The organism is Acidovorax sp. LjRoot66 (genome assembly GCF_964253305.1).
Classification (GTDB): domain Bacteria; phylum Pseudomonadota; class Gammaproteobacteria; order Burkholderiales; family Burkholderiaceae_C; genus Acidovorax.
In genome coordinates this window covers 1,829,644-1,846,803 of sequence record NZ_CAXUQU020000001.1, presented here as the reverse complement: position 1 = coordinate 1,846,803, position 17,160 = coordinate 1,829,644, and the positions used below count along the sequence as shown (strand labels likewise).

Annotated in this window: 15 protein-coding genes; 5 read left to right on the top strand and 10 right to left on the bottom strand. The window is 67.9% G+C overall.

Features of this window, described 5'->3' with window-relative positions; all coding sequences use genetic code 11:
* Positions 1-90: 90 nt before the first annotated feature.
* Together ACSQ3Y_RS08595 and ACSQ3Y_RS08590 are read right to left on the bottom strand one after the other, a co-directional pair.
* Positions 91-2,991 carry an aconitate hydratase gene (locus ACSQ3Y_RS08595; RefSeq protein ID WP_436176986.1) on the bottom strand — a complete coding sequence of 967 codons (2,901 nt, stop codon included), beginning with the start codon at positions 2,989-2,991 and terminating at the stop codon, positions 91-93.
* A gap of 172 nt (positions 2,992-3,163) precedes the next feature.
* Entirely contained in the window at positions 3,164-3,568 is a 405-nt protein-coding gene (locus tag ACSQ3Y_RS08590) for a hypothetical protein (protein WP_057201394.1), read from the bottom strand.
* Between the two features lie 119 nt (positions 3,569-3,687).
* Between ACSQ3Y_RS08590 and ACSQ3Y_RS08585 the strand changes: the two genes are divergently transcribed.
* A complete protein-coding gene (locus ACSQ3Y_RS08585; RefSeq protein WP_057201516.1) occupies positions 3,688-4,560 on the top strand; it encodes a helix-turn-helix domain-containing protein in 873 nt (290 codons plus the stop codon).
* Between the two features lie 137 nt (positions 4,561-4,697).
* Here the strand turns inward: ACSQ3Y_RS08585 and ACSQ3Y_RS08580 are convergent, their stop codons facing one another.
* Together ACSQ3Y_RS08580 and ACSQ3Y_RS08575 are read right to left on the bottom strand one after the other, a co-directional pair.
* Positions 4,698-4,988, bottom strand: a complete 291-nt coding sequence (locus tag ACSQ3Y_RS08580; RefSeq protein WP_057201395.1) for an H-NS histone family protein — start codon at positions 4,986-4,988, stop codon at positions 4,698-4,700.
* A 137-nt stretch (positions 4,989-5,125) separates the two neighbouring features.
* Positions 5,126-6,430: a hemolysin family protein gene (locus tag ACSQ3Y_RS08575; RefSeq protein WP_057201396.1), complete on the bottom strand. Its 1,305-nt coding sequence runs from the start codon at positions 6,428-6,430 to the stop codon at positions 5,126-5,128.
* Between the two features lie 21 nt (positions 6,431-6,451).
* On the opposite strand from ACSQ3Y_RS08575, the gene ACSQ3Y_RS08570 reads away from it, so the two are divergent.
* Positions 6,452-7,294 carry a symmetrical bis(5'-nucleosyl)-tetraphosphatase gene (locus ACSQ3Y_RS08570; RefSeq protein WP_057264774.1) on the top strand — a complete coding sequence of 281 codons (843 nt, stop codon included), beginning with the start codon at positions 6,452-6,454 and terminating at the stop codon, positions 7,292-7,294.
* Between the two features lie 20 nt (positions 7,295-7,314).
* On the opposite strand, the gene ACSQ3Y_RS08565 is transcribed toward ACSQ3Y_RS08570, so the two are convergent.
* The 3 genes from ACSQ3Y_RS08565 to ypfJ form a co-directional block, all read right to left on the bottom strand.
* The gene (locus ACSQ3Y_RS08565) at positions 7,315-8,835 is read right to left on the bottom strand and encodes a DEAD/DEAH box helicase (RefSeq protein WP_057201398.1); all 1,521 of its coding nucleotides are present in this window, start codon (positions 8,833-8,835) and stop codon (positions 7,315-7,317) included.
* Positions 8,836-8,995: 160 nt separating this feature from the next.
* The gene (locus ACSQ3Y_RS08560; RefSeq protein WP_057264776.1) at positions 8,996-11,170 is read right to left on the bottom strand and encodes a SulP family inorganic anion transporter; all 2,175 of its coding nucleotides are present in this window, start codon (positions 11,168-11,170) and stop codon (positions 8,996-8,998) included.
* Positions 11,171-11,245: 75 nt separating this feature from the next.
* The gene (ypfJ, locus tag ACSQ3Y_RS08555; protein ID WP_057264778.1) at positions 11,246-12,136 is read right to left on the bottom strand and encodes a KPN_02809 family neutral zinc metallopeptidase; all 891 of its coding nucleotides are present in this window, start codon (positions 12,134-12,136) and stop codon (positions 11,246-11,248) included.
* A gap of 138 nt (positions 12,137-12,274) precedes the next feature.
* Here ypfJ and pcp point away from each other — a divergent pair, with 138 nt between their 5' ends.
* Genes pcp through ACSQ3Y_RS08540 form a run of 3 tightly spaced genes read left to right on the top strand, consistent with a single transcriptional unit; the run spans position 12,275 to position 15,718 of the window.
* Complete coding sequence (gene pcp, locus ACSQ3Y_RS08550; protein ID WP_428002223.1) at positions 12,275-12,946, top strand: pyroglutamyl-peptidase I; 672 nt, start codon at positions 12,275-12,277, stop codon at positions 12,944-12,946.
* A gap of 52 nt (positions 12,947-12,998) precedes the next feature.
* On the top strand, positions 12,999-14,003 hold the full coding sequence (locus ACSQ3Y_RS08545) for a delta(1)-pyrroline-2-carboxylate reductase family protein (RefSeq protein ID WP_436176985.1): 1,005 nt from the start codon (positions 12,999-13,001) through the stop codon (positions 14,001-14,003).
* Positions 14,000-15,718, top strand: coding sequence for a diguanylate cyclase (locus ACSQ3Y_RS08540; RefSeq protein WP_436176984.1), 1,719 nt, complete (start codon positions 14,000-14,002; stop codon positions 15,716-15,718). The genes ACSQ3Y_RS08545 and ACSQ3Y_RS08540 overlap by 4 nt, the downstream gene beginning before the upstream one ends.
* On the opposite strand, the gene ACSQ3Y_RS08535 is transcribed toward ACSQ3Y_RS08540, so the two are convergent.
* The 3 genes from ACSQ3Y_RS08535 to ACSQ3Y_RS08525 all read right to left on the bottom strand — a co-directional run bounded on the left by ACSQ3Y_RS08535 (position 15,649) and on the right by ACSQ3Y_RS08525 (position 17,152).
* Positions 15,649-16,002, bottom strand: a complete 354-nt coding sequence (locus ACSQ3Y_RS08535) for a hypothetical protein (RefSeq protein WP_057201404.1) — start codon at positions 16,000-16,002, stop codon at positions 15,649-15,651. The genes ACSQ3Y_RS08540 and ACSQ3Y_RS08535 overlap by 70 nt on opposite strands.
* Positions 16,003-16,144: 142 nt before the next feature.
* Positions 16,145-16,717, bottom strand: coding sequence for a dCTP deaminase (dcd, locus tag ACSQ3Y_RS08530; RefSeq protein ID WP_057201405.1), 573 nt, complete (start codon positions 16,715-16,717; stop codon positions 16,145-16,147).
* Positions 16,718-16,846: 129 nt separating this feature from the next.
* Positions 16,847-17,152: a hypothetical protein gene (locus ACSQ3Y_RS08525; RefSeq protein WP_428002227.1), complete on the bottom strand. Its 306-nt coding sequence runs from the start codon at positions 17,150-17,152 to the stop codon at positions 16,847-16,849.
* Positions 17,153-17,160 lie beyond the last annotated feature (8 nt).

Below are 17,160 nucleotides of genomic sequence, written 5' to 3'. Positions count from 1 at the left end.
CGCGGTATGCGCGCCACAACCGTGACCTGGCACCGGTCACACCCACCTGCTCCATGCCCGGGCGATGCGAACACCACCGCCCAGGTGCCATCAGCCTTCGAGCAGTTGGCGCAGCACGAACGGCAGAATGCCGCCCGCCTGGTAGTAGTCCACCTCGATGGGGGTGTCGATGCGCAGCGTGACCACCACCTCCTGGCTGCTGCCGTCAGCCCGGCGAATCACCAGGGTGGCGTCGCTCTGGGGCGTGAGCGCGGGGTCGGGCAGCACGTTGATGGTTTCGTTGCCGGTCAGGCCCAGCGACTCCCACGAATCCGTGCCCTTGAACTGCAGGGGCAGCACGCCCATGCCCACCAGGTTGGAGCGGTGGATGCGCTCGAAGCTGCGCGCCACCACGGCCTTGATGCCCAAGAGCTGCGTGCCCTTGGCGGCCCAGTCGCGGCTCGATCCGGTGCCGTATTCCTCGCCCGCGAAGATCACCGTGGGCGTCTTTTGCGCCATGTACTGCATGGCCGCGTCGAAGATGAACATCTTCTCGCCCTGCAGCGGCCCTTCGCTCTGGAACACGGTCACGCCGCCTTCTTCGCGCGAGCCATCGGCCGTGGGCGGGAGCATGAGGTTCTTGATGCGCACGTTGGCGAAGGTGCCGCGCATCATCACGTCGTGGTTGCCCCGGCGTGCGCCGTAGCTGTTGAAGTCGGCCTTCTGCACGCCGTTGAGCTGCAGCCACTGGCCGGCGGGCGAGGTGGCCTTGATGGAGCCTGCGGGCGAGATGTGGTCGGTGGTGATGGAGTCGCCGAACAGCGCCATGATGCGCGCGCCGTGCACTGCGGAGGCCGTCGCGGTGCCCTGCTCAAGCGTGAATTGGGCGAAGAACGGCGGCTCGGCGATGTAGGTGCTGGCCGGCCAGGTGTACGAGTTTCCGCCCACGCCCTTGATCTTTTCCCAGAGCTTGCCGGGGTCCGTGGCGACCTTGGCATAGTTCTCACGGAAGGCCTTGCCGTTCATCGCGAACTTCATGAGCTTGTGCACTTCCTCGCTCGTCGGCCAGATGTCGCCCAGGTAGATGTCGCGGCCACCCTTGCCCTTGCCCACGGGCTCGGTCATCAGGTCCTTGAGCACCGTGCCGGCGATGGCATAGGCCACCACCAGCGGCGGGCTGGCCAGGAAGTTGGCCTTGAGGTTGGGGTGGATGCGCGCCTCGAAATTGCGGTTGCCCGAGAGCACGGCCGCACAGATGAGGTCGTTGCTGGTGATGGCGTCGTTGAGCTCGGGCGTGAGGTCGCCCGCATTGCCGATGCAGGTGGTGCAGCCGTAGCCCGCCAGCGCAAAGCCCAGCTTCTCCAGGTAGGGCAGCAGGCCGGTCTCGGTGAGGTAGTCGGTGACGATGCGCGAGCCGGGGGCCAGCGAGGTCTTGATGTGCGGCTGGACCTTGAGCCCCGCCTCCACCGCCTTCTTGGCCAGCAGGCCGGCGGCCAGCAGCACGCTGGGGTTGGAGGTGTTGGTGCAGCTGGTGATGGCGGCGATCAGCACGTCCCCATTGCCCACCGTGGGGTCGGCGCCCTTGGTGGGCATGGTGGCCGCTGCGTCGGCATGGGCCGTGGCCAGCGCGGGCTTGTTGCCCTCCATCTCGGCCAGGGAGCGCGGCGCGCCTGCGGGAGCAGGTTTGTCCTTGGGCGCCAGCTCTTGAACCATATCCTGCCCACGGTGGATGTGGTGGCGGGTGAGCAGCAGTTCGGCCGGGCGGTTGAAGCCGTTCTCGGCATTGGACTTGCTGAACAGGTCGGCGAACTGGCTGCTGACCTTGCCCAGCTCGATCCGGTCCTGCGGCCGCTTGGGGCCGGCCAGGCTGGGGGTCACGCTGCCCAGGTCGAGCTTGACGACCTGCGAGTAGTCGATCTCGCCGGCCAGCGGCACGCCGAACAGGCCCTGGGCCTTGAAGTAGGCCTCGAAGGCCTCGATCTCGGCCTTGGTGCGGCCCGTGCCCTGGAAGTAGTCGATGGTCTTCTCATCCACCGGGAAGAAGCCCATGGTGGCACCGTACTCGGGTGCCATGTTGCCGATGGTGGCCCGGTCGGGCAGCGCCAGGGTGCGCGTGCCCTCGCCGAAGAACTCGACGAACTTGCCCACCACCTTGTGCTGGCGCAGCAGCTCGGTCACGGTGAGCACCAGGTCGGTGGCGGTCACGCCCTCGCGCAGCTGGCCGGTCATCTCGAAGCCCACCACGTCGGGCGTGAGGAAGTACACGGGCTGGCCCAGCATGGCGGCCTCGGCCTCGATGCCGCCCACGCCCCAGCCGACCACGCCGATGCCGTTGATCATGGTGGTGTGGCTGTCGGTGCCCACCAGGGTGTCGGGGTAGTGCACACCTGCCTTGGTCTTGTGCACGCCGCGCGCCAGGTACTCCAGGTTCACCTGGTGCACGATGCCGAAGCCCGGCGGCACCACGCCGAAGGTGCTGAAGGCCTGCATGCCCCACTTCATGAACTCGTAGCGCTCACGGTTGCGCTGGAACTCGAGCTTCATGTTCAGGTCGAGCGAATTCTTCTTGCCGTAGTAGTCGACCATGATGGAGTGGTCCACCACCAGATCGACTGGCACCAGGGGTTCGATCTTCTTGGGGTTCTTGCCCAGCCTGGCAGCCACGCTGCGCATGGCGGCCAGGTCGGCCAGCAGCGGCACGCCGGTGAAGTCCTGCAGCACCACGCGCGATACGACGAAGGGGATCTCGTCCTTGCGCTCGGCCTTGGGCGCCCAGTGCGCGAGCTGGTGCACATGCTCGGCCGTGACCTTGCGGCCGTCGCAGTTGCGCAGTACCGATTCGAGCACGATGCGGATGGACACCGGCAGGCGGTTGATCTGCGGAAACTGCTTGGCCAGGGCTGGCAGGGAATAGAGCTGTCCGGTCTTGCCGGACGCGGTCTTGAAACTCTTGAGCGTGTTGGCAAACGCGTGGCGGGCGGGCTGGGGCGACGACTTGGTCGATGTGGCCATGGCTGACTCCTGTGTAAGCGACAAGGCCTATTCTGTCAGTCCCACGCGGCGGAGCCAACGTTGGGGGTATGCAGGGAGGCGGCAACTGCCGCCCATCGCCATGGGAAAGGGGCCTCACAGGGCCCCTCCGGTACACGCGCAAGAGCGCCAAGCGCTATTCAATACAGAGCATTCAAGCCATTGCAGGCAACGGCAAGCGGCGCATGCCAAACCATTGCAGCTCGGCCAGCAGGCCCACCGAAACCACATGCACGACCAGATAGGCCTGGCCCCACACGCTGGGCGCGATGGCCGATGACAGCAGCAGTGCCAGGCTGGCGAGGGCCCAGGCGGCATTGCCCACGATCAACAGCCACAGCAGGCTGCGGGGGGTGTTGCGCTGGCTTGCAATCGCCATGGCCAGAACCGCATAGGCAAGGAGCGCCAGGCCACTGGCCGAGACCAGCCCCACCGGCAGCCCGAGCCACTCGGCGAGCGTCTCGGTCAGCGCCAGGTGCAGGGCGGCCAGCAGCACGCCCGTGGCGGCATCGAACCAGACCACGGCACGCAGGAACGAGGGAGAGGACAGAACGGACATGGTGGACTCCTTGGGATCTTTTCGGGTTGAAGGAGCCTCCATGGTCGCGGCCGGGCTGCACCGCGTCGATGACATGCCAGGTAATGGCCGGCATGCCAACTGGCCCTAGGATGGAGGGCATGACCAGCACCCACCGCCCCCCACGCCCCACCCTGCCCCACCGGCCTGCGGCCGGGGGCCACCGCAGCCTTCCGGGGCCTGCCTCGTTCGGCGACCATCTGCGCACCTGGCGCCAGCAGCGCCACCTGAGTCAGCTGGAGCTGGCCGACGAGGCGGACATCTCCACCCGCCACGTGAGCTTCATGGAGACAGGCCGCACCAACCCCAGCCGCGAGATGGTGCTGCGGTTGTGCGAGCGCCTGGCCATCCCGCTGCGCGAGCGCAATGCCCTGCTGGTGGCGGCCGGCTATGCGCCCATGTACCGCGAGCGCGCGCTGGACGACCCGGCCCTGGCTGCCGCGCGCAAAGCGGTGGAACTGGTGCTCAAGGGCCACGAACCCTGCCCCGCGATTGCACTGGATCGCTGCTGGAACATCGTGGCCACCAACCGCGCTGCCCAGGCGCTGCTGGCCAACCACGTGAGCCCTGAACTGCTGAAGGGGCCGGCGAATGTGTTCCGCCTCAGCCTGCACCCCAAGGGCCTGGCACCGCACATCGCCAACCTGGCCCAGTGGCGGGCCCACCTGTTCGAGCGCCTGCGCCAGCAAATACAGGCCACGGCGGACCCCGTGCTCATCGCACTGCAGGCCGAGTTGCTGGAATACCCCGCGCCCGAGGAATCGAGCTCCCTGGTGCTCGACGGGGAATTGCTGGGTGTGGTAATGCCCTTCTGCTTTCAAAGCGCCCGGGGAACACTTTCGTTTATCAGCACCACCACCATATTTGGAACCCCGGTGGATGTGACCCTGCAGGAACTGGCCGTGGAATCATTCTTTCCGGCCGACGAATTCACGGCCCAGGTATTGCGCGAGATCGCTGCCGCCCCCATCTGATCAGGCGCCAGCCGCGGGCGCGCCCCCACACAGCCAGCCGGATCGCACGTTTATGGTGCGTACCACGCAAAAAGCCCGCAGATGCGGGCTTTTTTATGCAACGCGGCCATGGGCCGCTGTCCAATGGATTCAATCGCTCAAATGGCGAATTTTTCGCGGTTCTCGTTTTGAATCCACTTGGGGGCTTTGCCACGGCCCGTCCAGGTCTGGCCTGTGGATGGATCGCGGTACTTGGGAGCCACCTTGGTGCCAGCGCTTGCGCTGCGTGCACGGCCACTGGGGAACACGTCCTGTGCGGTCAGGCCGAACTCCGCCACCAGCGCACGCACCTGCGATACGGCGTCCGACAACTCGCGCTTGCGGGCTTCACCGATTTGCTGTTCCAGGGCGTCGCGTTGCTTGAGGAGTTCTTTGTAGCTGGTTGTCATGGTATGTGTGGCTGCTAGGTGGACAAGGAAGGCCCCATTATAGGAATAATGGGCAAAATTTTCAGGGTTTGCGAAAAAATTCGTGACAAACCGTTGAAACCCCTCACCAGTGAAAATCATTTCACAGCCCCAGGTAATCAGCCGGACCGATCGGCCAGGTCCATTTGCGCCAATACACGGTCGATTCTCTTGCCCTCCAGGCCAAGCACCTCGAATATCCACCCGGCACAGGCAATGCGTTCGCCCACTGCCGGCAAATGGCCTGATTCAGCCATCAACAATCCCGCCAGTGTGTTGTAACGGCCGCGCTCCTCTCCCGGTAAATCGCGAATATCGAGCCGCGCCTTGAGTTCGCTGACGGGCATCAGGCCGTCGAGCAGCCACATGCCGTCCTCTTGCTGGGTGGCCCAGGCATCCGTCGCAGCCCCGGGCTGCAGTTCTCCGGTAATCGCCTCCAGCAGATCGCGTGGTGTCATGATGCCCTGCACCACGCCATATTCGTCCACCACGAAGACCATGCGGCCCGAGCGTGCGCGGAACTGCTCCAGCAGTTCCATGCCGCTCAGGGTTTCGGGCAGAAAGGCGGCCGGCAGGGCGTACTGCTCGATGGCGCCTGGGGCCTCCACGCCCAGCTCCAGCAGGCGCGCTACGCTGATCAGGCCCACCACCTCATCGAGCGAGCCCCTGCAGACGGGGTACCAGGAATGGGCACCATGGTCACCACCGGTGCCGGCCATGCGCAGGCCTTCGGCCACGGTGAGCCGGGCATCGAGCCACTGCATGTCCGTGCGGGGCACCATCAGCGAGGTCAGCGGCCGGTCGTCGAGGCGGAACACATTGCGCACCATCTGGTGCTCGTGGTGCTCGATCACCCCGGCATCGCGCCCTTCTTCCAGGCTGGCCACGATCTCTTCCTCCGTCACGGCGCGGCCGGCGTTGTTGTCGATGCGCAGCAGGCCGAGCACGCCCTGGGTGGACAGCGACAGCAGCCGCACGAAGGGCTTGGCCACCAGGGCCACCCAGGTCATGGGCCGAGCCACCAGGCGGGCCACGGTTTCGGGGTAGAGCTGGCCGATGCGCTTGGGCACCAGCTCACCGAAGACGATGGTGATGAAGGTGATCACCGTGACCACCAGCGCCGTGGCCGTGATGCCGGAGGCGCGCTCGGGCATGCCCAGCGCCAGCAGCCAGCGCGCCAGGTCATCGCTGAACGCGGCTTCGCCGATGATGCCGTTGAGCATGCCGATGGAGGTGATGCCCACCTGCACGGAGGACAGGAACTGGGTGGGGTTCTCCAGCAGCGTGAGCGAGGCCTGCGCCCCCTTGTCGCCGCCCTCGGCCATGGCGGCCAGGCGCGACTTGCGGCTCGATGCCAGCGCCAGCTCGGACATGGCAAATACGCCATTGAGCAGCGTGAGCAGCGCAATCAGCAGAAAATCCATGATTCAAGGCATAGGAACACGATGGCACTTTACTGTATTGGCGATATCCAGGGTTGCGACAGCGCGCTCGGGCGCCTTCTGGACGAGATCGGCTTTTCCGCGAGCCGCGACACGGTCTACCTGCTGGGCGACCTGGTGAACCGGGGCCCGGAGTCGGCTGCCGTGCTGCGCCGCTGCATGCAGCAGGGCGATGCGCTGCGCCCGCTGCTGGGCAACCACGATCTGCACCTGCTGGCCGCCGCCCATGGGGCACGCAAGCCCTCGCGCAAGGACACGCTGGAGCAGGTGCTCAAAGCCGATGACCGTGACGCCATGCTGGACTGGCTGCGCCGGCAGCCGCTGATGCGCACGCACCTGCATGCCGGCGAGCGGTTGGCGATGGTGCACGCCGGCCTGCTGCCCGCCTGGACGGTGGACGAGGCCCTGGCCCTGGCGAGCGAAGTGCAGCAGGTGCTGCGCGGCCCGGGGCTGTCGGACTTTCTGCATCAGATGTACGGCAACGGCCCGGACCGCTGGGACCCGGCGCTCACGGGCATGGACCGCCTGCGCACCATCGTCAACGCCATGACGCGGCTGCGCTTTTGCTCGGCCGATGGGGTGATGGATTTCGACAGCACCGAGAGTGCGCAAAAGCCCCCCGAAGGCCTGATGCCCTGGTTCGACGTGCCGGGCAGGCGGGCGGCAAGTACGCTGCTGGCCTTCGGGCACTGGTCCACGCTGGGTTTGCTGGACCGCCCGGACACCCTGGCGATGGACACGGGCTGCGTATGGGGCGGCTACCTGAGCGCCATGCGCTTTGGCGCCACGCTGGCCGACCGCGAACTGCTGCAGGTGCACTGCGAGCAGTCGCAGCAGCCGGGCTGATGGCGTGACCGGCCTGTGCTTCAGTCGGTGGTGACGGCCTGTGCCTGGTCTTCAGTGGCAGGAGCTACCGCCTTGAACAGCGCCGCCACCTTGCGCTTGGGCTTGATGTTGGCCGACACACTGCTGCGTGGCGCCGACTTGGCGGACTCCCAGGCGGGCGCGGCATCGGCCGCCGCGCTGGATTCGTAGGGCTTTTCAAAGAACGGGTCGCGCGATGCCACCGCAGGACGGAAGCCCCGGTGCTGTTCGCGCGGCTCGCGGGTTTCACGGCCCGGACGGTGCTCGCGCTCCCGTTCGCGGCGCGGAGCGGCGGAGGCAATGGCATCGCGCCCGTCACCGGTCTCGCCCGCTTCGCGCCAGGCACGGCGGCCGTCGTTGATGCGGCCGCGCGGCTGGTCTTCGTCGTACTCGACGGCTTCAAGCTCGATCTTTTTCTTGATGAGCTTTTCGATGTCGGCCACCAGGCGGGCATCGCTGCCCGACACCAGCGTGACCGCCAGACCCGACGCGCCAGCACGGCCCGTGCGGCCGATGCGGTGCACGTAGTCTTCGGCGTTGAAGGGCACGTCGAAGTTGAACACCGCCGGCACGTCCTTGATGTCCAGGCCGCGGGCGGCCACGTCGGTACACACCAGCAGGTCGACTTCGCCCTTCTTGAAGGCCTCCAGGGCTTTCAGGCGCTCGTCCTGGCTCTTGTCGCCGTGCAGCGCGGTGGTCTTGAGGCCTTCGCGCTCCAGGCTGCGCGCCAGGCGGGCGCAACCGAGCTTGCTGTTGACGAAGATGAAGGCCTGCTTGATGCCCCGGGTCTTGAGCACCTGGTGGATGGCACGGCGCTTGTCATCGTCGTTGGCGCTGTAGAAGCGCTGCTCCACTGTGGAGGCCGTCTCGTTCGGGCGGGCCACTTCGATGGTGATGGGGTTTTGCAGGTAGCTGCTGGCCAGGCGCTTGATCTCGGGCGAGAACGTGGCCGAGAACAGCAGCGTGGTGCGCTGCTTGGGCAGGTAGGACAGGATGCGCTGCAGGTCGGGCAGGAAACCGATGTCCAGCATGCGGTCGGCCTCGTCGAGCACCACGTACTCGACCTGGTTGAGCACCGCGTTCTTGGCTTCGATGTGGTCCAGAAGGCGGCCGGGGGTGGCCACCAGCACCTCGACACCCTTCTTGAGCTCCAGGGTCTGGGGCTTCATGTCCATGCCGCCGAAGACCACGGTGCTGCGCAGCTTGGTGTACTTGGCGTACAGCGCGATCTGCTGGGCGACCTGGTCGGCCAGTTCGCGCGTGGGCAGCAGCACCAGCGCACGCACGGGGTGGCGGGCCGGGGATGTGGAGCTGCTCTCGTGCTTGAGCAGGCGCTGCAGCAGTGGCAGCGAGAACGCCGCCGTCTTGCCGGTGCCGGTCTGGGCTGCGCCCATCACGTCCTGGCCGGTGAGCACGACCGGAATGGCCTGCTCCTGGATGGGCGTCATGGACTCGTAGCCCATTTCGGCCACGGCGCGCGAGAGCGGCTCGGCCAGCGATAGATTGGAAAAAGAACTTGTCATTTAGCCCTCTATTGTCGCACCGGTGGCCCAAACACACCATGGGGGTGGTAAGCAAGGGTGTATTCACCGAGCCATGCCGCCAGAGGACTGGCTTTGGTGCTTTTAATTCGATAGCACCAAACCAATAACCATCAATTCACAGATGGCAATATTCAGGAATTCACTCCAGCACCGCGCGCAGCTGGCGCGTGGTCACCGCCAGACGGCGGGCACCGATTTGGGCGATGTTGTTCATCACCGTGAGCGCCGCTTCGGGGTAGCGGTGCGCCCAGGCGTCGAAGTGCGCGCGCGACAGCCGCGCCAGTTGCGCAGGCCCCAATTCGGCCCCGGCGCTGGCCGTGCGGGCCGCGCCGTTGAGAAAAGCCATCTCCCCGAAGGCCATGCCCGGCCCCACGGTGGCCAGGCGCAGGCCGCGCTCGGGCGGCCACTGGGTCACGAGCGTGATGTGGCCCGACTGCACCACCAGCAGGTCGCGGTCGGTGTCCCCGGCGTTGAACACCACCCCATGGGCCGCCATGGGCAGTGGCTCCAGCAGGGCCTCCAGCGCCAGCCGGGCCTCGGCGTCCATGCCTTCACCGATCTCGCCGAGCACATCCTGCTCGGGATAAACAGGCCGCTCGTGCTCGGGCCGCTCGGCCAGGATGGCGGCTTCCGCCCATTCCAGGGCCCGGTCGCCATCGGCGAAGGTGCGAACGCCGGTGCCCGCGTGCTCGGCCGCCACGCGGTCGAGCGCCGCCACGGCGCAGGCCACGCCTTGCTGCGAGAGGTCGCGCACCAGCGCACGCAGCTGGGCCAGGGCCGTGCTGTCCCAGGCCGGCACGCGGCTGGCATCCAGCACCACCCAGCGGTGGCGCGGCTGCAGCATCAGGCGCACCTGCTCGGCCAGGTGCGCGGCGACGCCGAAGGACATGACGCCCTGCAGCTCGAACACCGCCACCTGGTTCATGCGCGGCGCCAGCCAGGTGTCGGAGCCCGCGCGGCGCAGGCGGCGCGAGCGCAACTGCCCATCGAGCCGCACGTGGCGCAGCACCTTGGACGCCGAGTCGCGCAGCAGCACGAAGGTGGCCACCACCAGTCCCGCCACGAGGGCACCCACGCCGCCCAGCACGGCGAACACCAGCGCCACCAGCCAGCTTTGCGCCCAGGTCACGCTGGAGCGGCGCGCGTAGCCAGGCGACCACAGCAGCCCGGGCACCTGCATCAGCCCCGCCAGCACCAGTCCGCCGGCCAGGCAGGCCATGGGCACCCAGTGCAGCCACCAGGCACCCGTGAAGGCCACCACCAGCATGATGCCGGCATGCCAGCGCGGGGCGCTGGCCGAGGCACCGGCCTGCGCCAGCACGATGCGCGAGCGCGAGGCACTGGTGGACGCGGGGATCATGCCCACCAGGCCACACAGCACGCCCAGCAGGCTCTCGCGCCGCAGCGCCTGGTTGGGGTTGCCGCGCAGGCCGTGGTCGAGCTCCAGTTCCTGGTTGAAGACCAGGATCTCCAGGCTGTTGACCAGCGCCATCAGCAGGGCCAGCACCACCAGCGCAGAGCCGTGCCGGTGCGCCAGTTCCAGCCAGGGAATGCCCGTCCAGTCGGGCCACAGCGGCCCGGCAAAGGCACTCTGGCTGACGGCCGGTGCGAACACGTTGCCCATGCCTACACCCCACAGGCCCGCCACGGCCACGGCCAGTGCCACCAGCACCACGGCCGTGAGCAGGCCCGGCATGCGCGGCCAGCGCCGGCGCAGCAGCACCGCCAGGCCCACTACCGCGAGGGCGGCCACGGCGTGCCAAAAGGTACGCAGGTCCCAACCCCACCCGGCGCCCGCACCCAGGCCATTGCGCAGTTGCCCCACCACCATGGACAGGCCCACGCCCGCCGCAAAGCCATGGGTCACCGAAATCGGCAGGAAGCGCGCCACCGAGGCCAGGCGCAGCACCCCCAACAGCCACTGAAAGCCAAACGCCAGCGCCACGGTGGCACCGCTGACGGCAAGCACCTGGCGCGCCGTCAGGCCCAGGGTGCCGGCTGCGCCGTAGGCGGTGGCCACCACGGCGGCGAACAGCAGGGCCACCACGGTGGTCGGCGCATAGACGACCCCCGGGCGTGGCGCCAGCACGGTGAGCAGCAATCCGGGCAAGGCGGCCGACCACAGGGCCAGGGCCGCCAGCGAGTAGCCGCCTGCCAGCGGCGCGAAGGCCAACAAGCCCAGGCCCACCGCATGGGGCACCGTGACAGCCGCAGCAGACCATGCCGCCACCGCGCCCGAGGGCGGGTGGCTGGCAGCGCCCGGTGAGGGCCCCTGCCCGGCTACAGGCGGATGGGACAGCGACTCGGGTGGCATGGCGTGCGCAAAAAGGAGGGAGGGACCGCGTTCAGCCCCCGCGAACCTCACCGCAGACCTGTGCAGCGATGTCCATCACAGATTGCGGGCGGCAAAGGTGTCGCAACCCTTGACGCTGCCGTTCTGCAGTCCGGCGTTGAACCAGCGCTGGCGCTGCGCGCTGCTGCCGTGGGTGAAGCTCTCAGGCACCACCCGGCCACCGCCGGCACCTTGCAGGGCGTCGTCGCCGATCTTGGCGGCCGCGTTCATGGCCTCTTCCACATCGCCCTGCTCCAGGATCTTGCGGGCAGCCTGCGCGTGGTGCGCCCACACGCCGGCAAAGCAGTCGGCCTGCAGCTCCAGCCGCACGGACATGGCGTTGTACTCGGTCTTGCTCACGCGGCCGCGCATCTGGTCCATCTTGCCGCTGATGCCCAGCAGGTTCTGCACGTGGTGGCCGACCTCGTGCGCGATCACGTAGGCCTGCGCGAAATCGCCGGGCGCGCCCAGGCGGTTCTTGAGGGTCTCGTAAAAACCCAGATCGATGTACACCTTCTGGTCGGCCGGACAGTAGAACGGCCCCATCGCCGCCTGGCCCGCGCCGCAGGCTGTGGGCGTGGAGCCGCGGAACAGCACCAGCCGGGGCTCCTGGTAGGTGCCGCCGCCCTGGCGGAACACGCCCTGCCAAACGTCCTCGGTATCGGCCAGCACGGTGGAGACGAAGCGCGCCATGGTGTCGTCGGCCGGGGGGCGGTGCGCCGGGCCCTGCTGTTGCTGCTGCACCTGCGCGGGCGGACCACCGCCGCTGAGCAGGCCCAGGATGGTCAGCGGGTTGATGCCCAGCACCCAGCCGCCCACCAGGGCGATGACGATGGTGCCGATGCCGATGCTGCGCCCGCCAAAGATGGGCGAGCCGCCCCCACCGCCACCGCCCTCGTCCCGGCGGTCCTCTACGTTGTCGGACTCGCGATTGCCTTCCCATTTCATCGTTGTTCTCCAGCGCCCCCACCGGACGGAGGCATGGACAGCATGTTACGCGCGGCGCGCCCTCCTCGGGAGCCAGCACAAGTAGGAGAGCAGCGCGCTACCATGCAGTCTGTTTCTCGTACGTGAGCGCCCCACCCCATGCTGCACCACCCCCACAACCCCCACGGCGCAAGCAACCCCGTCATCCTGCTGACGGGATTCGATCCCTTCGGTGGGGATGCCATCAACCCCAGCTGGCTGCTGGCACAGGCACTGCAGGGCCAGCGCATCGGCGGGCACACCGTGGTGGCCGCGCAACTGCCCACCGTGTTCGGGCTGGCGCTGCAGCGGCTGACGGCACTGCACCGGCAGCTGCAGCCGGCGCTCACCGTATGCCTGGGGCAGGCGGGCGGACGGGCGGCCCTGTCGATCGAGCGCATCGGCATCAATGTGGACGATGCGCGCATCCCCGACAACCAGGGCGCGCAGCCCATCGACGCGGCCGTGGCCCCCGGTGGCCCGGCCGCCTACTTTGCCAGCCTGCCCGTCAAGGCCATGCTGCGCGCGGTGCAGCAGACCGGCGTGCCCTGCGAGGTATCGCAGACGGCCGGCACCTTCGTCTGCAACCATGTGCTCTACGGGCTGATGCACCACCTGGCGCGCGAAGGCGTGGCCGGCATGCGCGGTGGCTTCGTGCATGTGCCCTGGCTACCGGGACAGGGCACGCCCCATCTGGCGCTGCGTGACATGGTGCGCGGCCTGCATGCCGCGCTGTGGGCGGCCGTCCTCGCCCGGCAAGACATCGTCCTCGGCGCGGGCGCCACCCACTGACCGCCGGGTACGCCCTGTGCCACCGGCCCCGCATGCTGTGTACAGTCCCGGTATGCGCCCCGCCCCGCTTTCTGAACCCTCCGCCACCCTGGGGCCCCAGGCCACCGCCGACCTGCTGGACTGGACAGCGCTGGCCGATGAAATAGCCGCCCTGCTGGTGGACGACGGCATCCAGGTGCCGCCCCGCAGCGTGCTGGCGCTGGCAGGCGGCGCCAGCCTGTTCGTGATGCCGGCCAGCGACCGCACGGTCGCCATGGCCAAGCTGATCACCCTCACCCCCGGCAATGCGGCGCGCGGCCAGCCCACCATCCAGGGCGATGTGGTGGTGTTCGACGTAGCCACCGGCCAGCGCCGCGTGGTGCTGGACGGCCCCACCGTCACGGCGCGCCGCACGGCCGCCGTCTCGCTGCTGGCGGCGCAGCGCCTGGCGCCGGTGCCGCAGGGCCCGCTGCTGGTGGTGGGTGCCGGCGTGCAAGGCCTGGCCCATGTGCAGGCCTTTGTGGAAGTGCTGGGTGTGCGCGAGGTCTGGGTGGCATCGCGCAGCGCGGCCAGTGCCGAGGCCCTGGCGCAGGCGGCCCGCGCCCTGGGCGCAAAGGCCCGGGTGGTGCAGGACGCCGACGCGGCCATGGCCCACTGCCCACTGGTGGCCGCATGCACCCTGGGCACGGCCGTGGTCCTGAGCGCCCAGCCCCGGCCCGATGCCTTCATCGCGGCGGTCGGCGCCTACACTCCCACCATGGCAGAGCTGTCGCCCGGGCTGTGCCGATGGATGGCGCAGCATGGCACGGTGGTGGTGGACACGGCCGATGCCGGGCACGAGGCCGGCGACCTGCTGCAGGCCGGGCTGGACGTGGCGCGCCTGCCTACACTGCAGGACATGGTGCGGCAAGGCGCGCGCCCCCGCACCGGGCCCGTGGTGTTCAAGAGCTGCGGCTGGGCCGGCTGGGACCTGGCGGCTGCCCGCCTGGTGCTGCGCGCCACCCGCACCGCGCGTTCGGACATCGGCGCAAACACGGGATCAGGAGCACATTCCCAGTCGGGGAGCGGCAGCCCATGAGCCCCCCCACCCGTTTTCGCGGCCAGAGCCTGCGCACGCAGATCTCATTGGTGTTTGCGCTGCTGGTGATCGGGCTGGCCGTGCTGCTGTCCCTGGGTTTCGGCGAACTGCTCAAGCGACGCGTGCAAAGCAATGCCGGCCATGCCTTGCGCACCGTGGCCGATAACGCCAGCCGCCAGCTTGCCAACGGGTTACTGGAGCGCAGCCGGGCCGTGCAGGTACTGGCCGATGCACCCGGCATATGGCAAAAGGGGCTCGATTCGCCCGAAGTGCACCAACTGCTGGCGCGCACCCAGGCCATCGACCCTTACAGCCTGTGGATCGGCGTGGCAGACGCCCAGGGCGTGGTAAGGGCCGCCACGAAGGGACTTCTGGAAGGCCAGAGCGTGCGCGAGCGCCCCTGGTTCATCGCCGGCCTGCAGGAGCTGCACGTGGGCGACGTGCACCCGGCCAAGCTGCTGGAGCAGTTGCTGCCGCCCAACGCCTCGGGCGAGCCCTACCGCTTCGTGGACTTCGCTGCCCCCATCCACGCGGGGCGGGCCACCTTGGGTGTGCTGGGAATGCACGGCAGTTGGGAGTGGACCCGCGAGGTACTTGAAAGCCTGGCCCCCGTCGGTATCCAGGGTGCCTCGGTGGACCTGTTCGTCTTTGACCGCGCCGGCAAACTCATTTTCTCGCCCCAGGAATACCGCAGCCAGCTCGAAGCCGGCGGCCAGCATCTGCCCGTGCCGCTGACCGTGGCCACGCGGGAATCAGGCGCCCTGTCTGCGACCGTGGTGCCCTGGGCCGATGGCAAGAACTACCTTACCGCCAGTGTGCGCATGGAAGCGCGCAACGCGGCAAGCGACCTGGGCTGGCACATCGTGGCCCGGGAACCGGTGGAAATCGCGTTTGCCGACGCCGACCGCGCGGTGCACATGGCCCTGGCAATCGGCCTGCTGGCGGCGGTGCTGGCCGCAGCCATCGCCTGGATCGCGGCCCGCCGCCTGAGCGAAGACCTCTACGCCCTGGCCGATGCCGCCAGCCTCGTGGAATCGGGCAAGCCCGGCGCCACCATTCCCCTGGTCACCCACAACCGTGACGTGCACCAGCTGTCCGCCGCGCTCAGCAGCATGACGCAGCGCCTCATGGCGGCGCACGAAGCCATGGAGGACCAGGTGCGCCTGCGCACCCTGGAGCTGGAAGCCGCCAACCGCGCGCTGGACCTGCAGGCGCGCACCGACGCACTCACCGGCCTGCTCAACCGCCGGGGCTTCGACAGCAAGATGGAGTTTGCGCTGGCGCTGGCGCGCCGCAGCGGCCGGCCCCTGAGCCTGGTCAGCGTCGATGTGGACCATTTCAAGCGCGTGAACGACAGCTTCGGGCACGACGCAGGCGACGAGGTGCTGCGCCGGCTGGCACAGACGCTGCAGCAGCGCCTGCGCGCGTCGGACGTGATTGCGCGGCTCGGTGGCGAGGAGTTTGCCGTGGTACTGCCCGACACCGCCGTGGAAGGCGCACGCGCGATCGCCCAGTCGATCGTGGACGGCATGGCGGCGCAGGAAGATCCTCTGGTGGGGCGGATCACGGTGAGCGCTGGCATATCCAGCCTGCGCGAGGGGCCCGACAATGCCCACGAGATGCTGCGCCGCAGCGACGCGGCGCTTTACGAAGCCAAGGGCCAGGGACGCAACAGGGTGTGCGTGGAGCCCGAGGCCGGGCAGGCGCTGAAATAGCCCCCCAGCCGGTCGGCAAGCCCATCGAGTTCGCCGTCATGGTGCTGGCGTGCGATGTTCAACTGCTCCTGCGCATAGGGCGGGTGGCCCAGCATCATGGCCGTGTTCACGCAGTGGCCACGCTTGGCCATGTGCAGGATGAACGCATCCAGCACCTCACAAGGCCAGTAATGGATATCGGCCTCACCCAGGTCGGCATGGCGGGCTTTCGGAAGATCGGGCAGGCTGGGCAGGTCAACACCCGCCGTAGCGCGGGGTGCGGACGGTTCAACAAAGTCAATCATGTTGGACTCCTTCACACGGACCCTGCGAACATCCGCAGGCATGCATCCATGCTATGGAACTTACCAACGCTTGCACTTCAGCCGAAGTGCCCTACCCCTGTAGGACGGGACCACCGGGCGGTACGCCCGACCTTGCAGGCGATCAGGCCTTGGGCAAGGTCACGCCCACTTGGCCCTGGTACTTGCCGCCCCGGTCCTTGTAGGAGACTTCGCAGACGTCGTCTGGATCGCTCTCGAAGAACAGCACCTGCGCACAGCCTTCGCCCGCGTAGATGCGTGCGGGCAGCGGCGTGGTGTTGGAGAACTCCAGCGTCACATAGCCTTCCCACTCGGGCTCGAACGGCGTGACATTGACAATGATGCCGCAGCGCGCATAGGTGCTCTTGCCCAGGCAGATGGTGAGCACGTTGCGCGGGATGCGAAAGTACTCCATGGTGCGCGCCAGCGCAAAGCTGTTGGGCGGGATGATGCAGCTGTCGCCGTGGAAATCGACAAAGCTCTTCTCGTCGAAGTTCTTCGGGTCCACCACCGTGCTGTGGATGTTGGTGAACACCTTGAATTCGGGCGCGCAGCGGATGTCGTAGCCATAGCTGCTGGTGCCATAGCTGATGATCTTGCGGCCTTCGGCCTCGCGCACCTGGCCGGGCGCGAAGGGTTCGATCATGCCGTGCTCGGCCGCCATGCGGCGGATCCATTTGTCGCTTTTGATGCTCATTGGGTTAACTCCTGCGCCGTATTCTAGGCAGGACGCCCTTGCGGGCCCTGCACGTCACCCTGTGGACACGGCTTTTTTGCATGCTTCCTTCCAGGAAGCACACCCCCACTGCCCGGCGCGCCGGGCACTTCACCCCAGCTTTTTCTCGCGGATGTGGCGCGCCAGGCCGCAGTAGCCTTCCTTGAAGAGGATTTCACTCTCCAGCCTGGCGGGCAGCAGCTTCTCCTTGAGGTCCGCTGCCGCCTGGTTGCCCTGTGAGCGGCGAATGAAACCGATGGCCTCCTCGAACTTCGACACCTCGGAGCGGCAGGCTTCCTGCGCCCGCTGTGCAGCGGTGCTGTCGCTCGCCAACTGGGCCCAGGCAGCTCCGCTGGCCTGCAGGCCCGCCGCCAGTACAAAAAGAAAGGAAGCGGTGCAAGGCAGGTTATGCAACATGGTCCCAG

What these genes read in the sequence shown, in the direction of transcription:
- ACSQ3Y_RS08595 (WP_436176986.1), bottom strand. Translation starts at nt 2,991, where the DNA reads ATGGCCACATCGACCAAGTCGTCGCCCCAGCCCGCCCGCCACGCGTTT.
- ACSQ3Y_RS08590 (WP_057201394.1), bottom strand. Translation starts at nt 3,568, where the DNA reads ATGTCCGTTCTGTCCTCTCCCTCGTTCCTGCGTGCCGTGGTCTGGTTC.
- ACSQ3Y_RS08585 (WP_057201516.1), top strand. Translation starts at nt 3,688, where the DNA reads ATGACCAGCACCCACCGCCCCCCACGCCCCACCCTGCCCCACCGGCCT.
- ACSQ3Y_RS08580 (WP_057201395.1), bottom strand. Translation starts at nt 4,988, where the DNA reads ATGACAACCAGCTACAAAGAACTCCTCAAGCAACGCGACGCCCTGGAA.
- ACSQ3Y_RS08575 (WP_057201396.1), bottom strand. Translation starts at nt 6,430, where the DNA reads ATGGATTTTCTGCTGATTGCGCTGCTCACGCTGCTCAATGGCGTATTT.
- ACSQ3Y_RS08570 (WP_057264774.1), top strand. Translation starts at nt 6,452, where the DNA reads ATGGCACTTTACTGTATTGGCGATATCCAGGGTTGCGACAGCGCGCTC.
- ACSQ3Y_RS08565 (WP_057201398.1), bottom strand. Translation starts at nt 8,835, where the DNA reads ATGACAAGTTCTTTTTCCAATCTATCGCTGGCCGAGCCGCTCTCGCGC.
- ACSQ3Y_RS08560 (WP_057264776.1), bottom strand. Translation starts at nt 11,170, where the DNA reads ATGCCACCCGAGTCGCTGTCCCATCCGCCTGTAGCCGGGCAGGGGCCC.
- ypfJ (WP_057264778.1), bottom strand. Translation starts at nt 12,136, where the DNA reads ATGAAATGGGAAGGCAATCGCGAGTCCGACAACGTAGAGGACCGCCGG.
- pcp (WP_428002223.1), top strand. Translation starts at nt 12,275, where the DNA reads ATGCTGCACCACCCCCACAACCCCCACGGCGCAAGCAACCCCGTCATC.
- ACSQ3Y_RS08545 (WP_436176985.1), top strand. Translation starts at nt 12,999, where the DNA reads ATGCGCCCCGCCCCGCTTTCTGAACCCTCCGCCACCCTGGGGCCCCAG.
- ACSQ3Y_RS08540 (WP_436176984.1), top strand. Translation starts at nt 14,000, where the DNA reads ATGAGCCCCCCCACCCGTTTTCGCGGCCAGAGCCTGCGCACGCAGATC.
- ACSQ3Y_RS08535 (WP_057201404.1), bottom strand. Translation starts at nt 16,002, where the DNA reads ATGATTGACTTTGTTGAACCGTCCGCACCCCGCGCTACGGCGGGTGTT.
- dcd (WP_057201405.1), bottom strand. Translation starts at nt 16,717, where the DNA reads ATGAGCATCAAAAGCGACAAATGGATCCGCCGCATGGCGGCCGAGCAC.
- ACSQ3Y_RS08525 (WP_428002227.1), bottom strand. Translation starts at nt 17,152, where the DNA reads ATGTTGCATAACCTGCCTTGCACCGCTTCCTTTCTTTTTGTACTGGCG.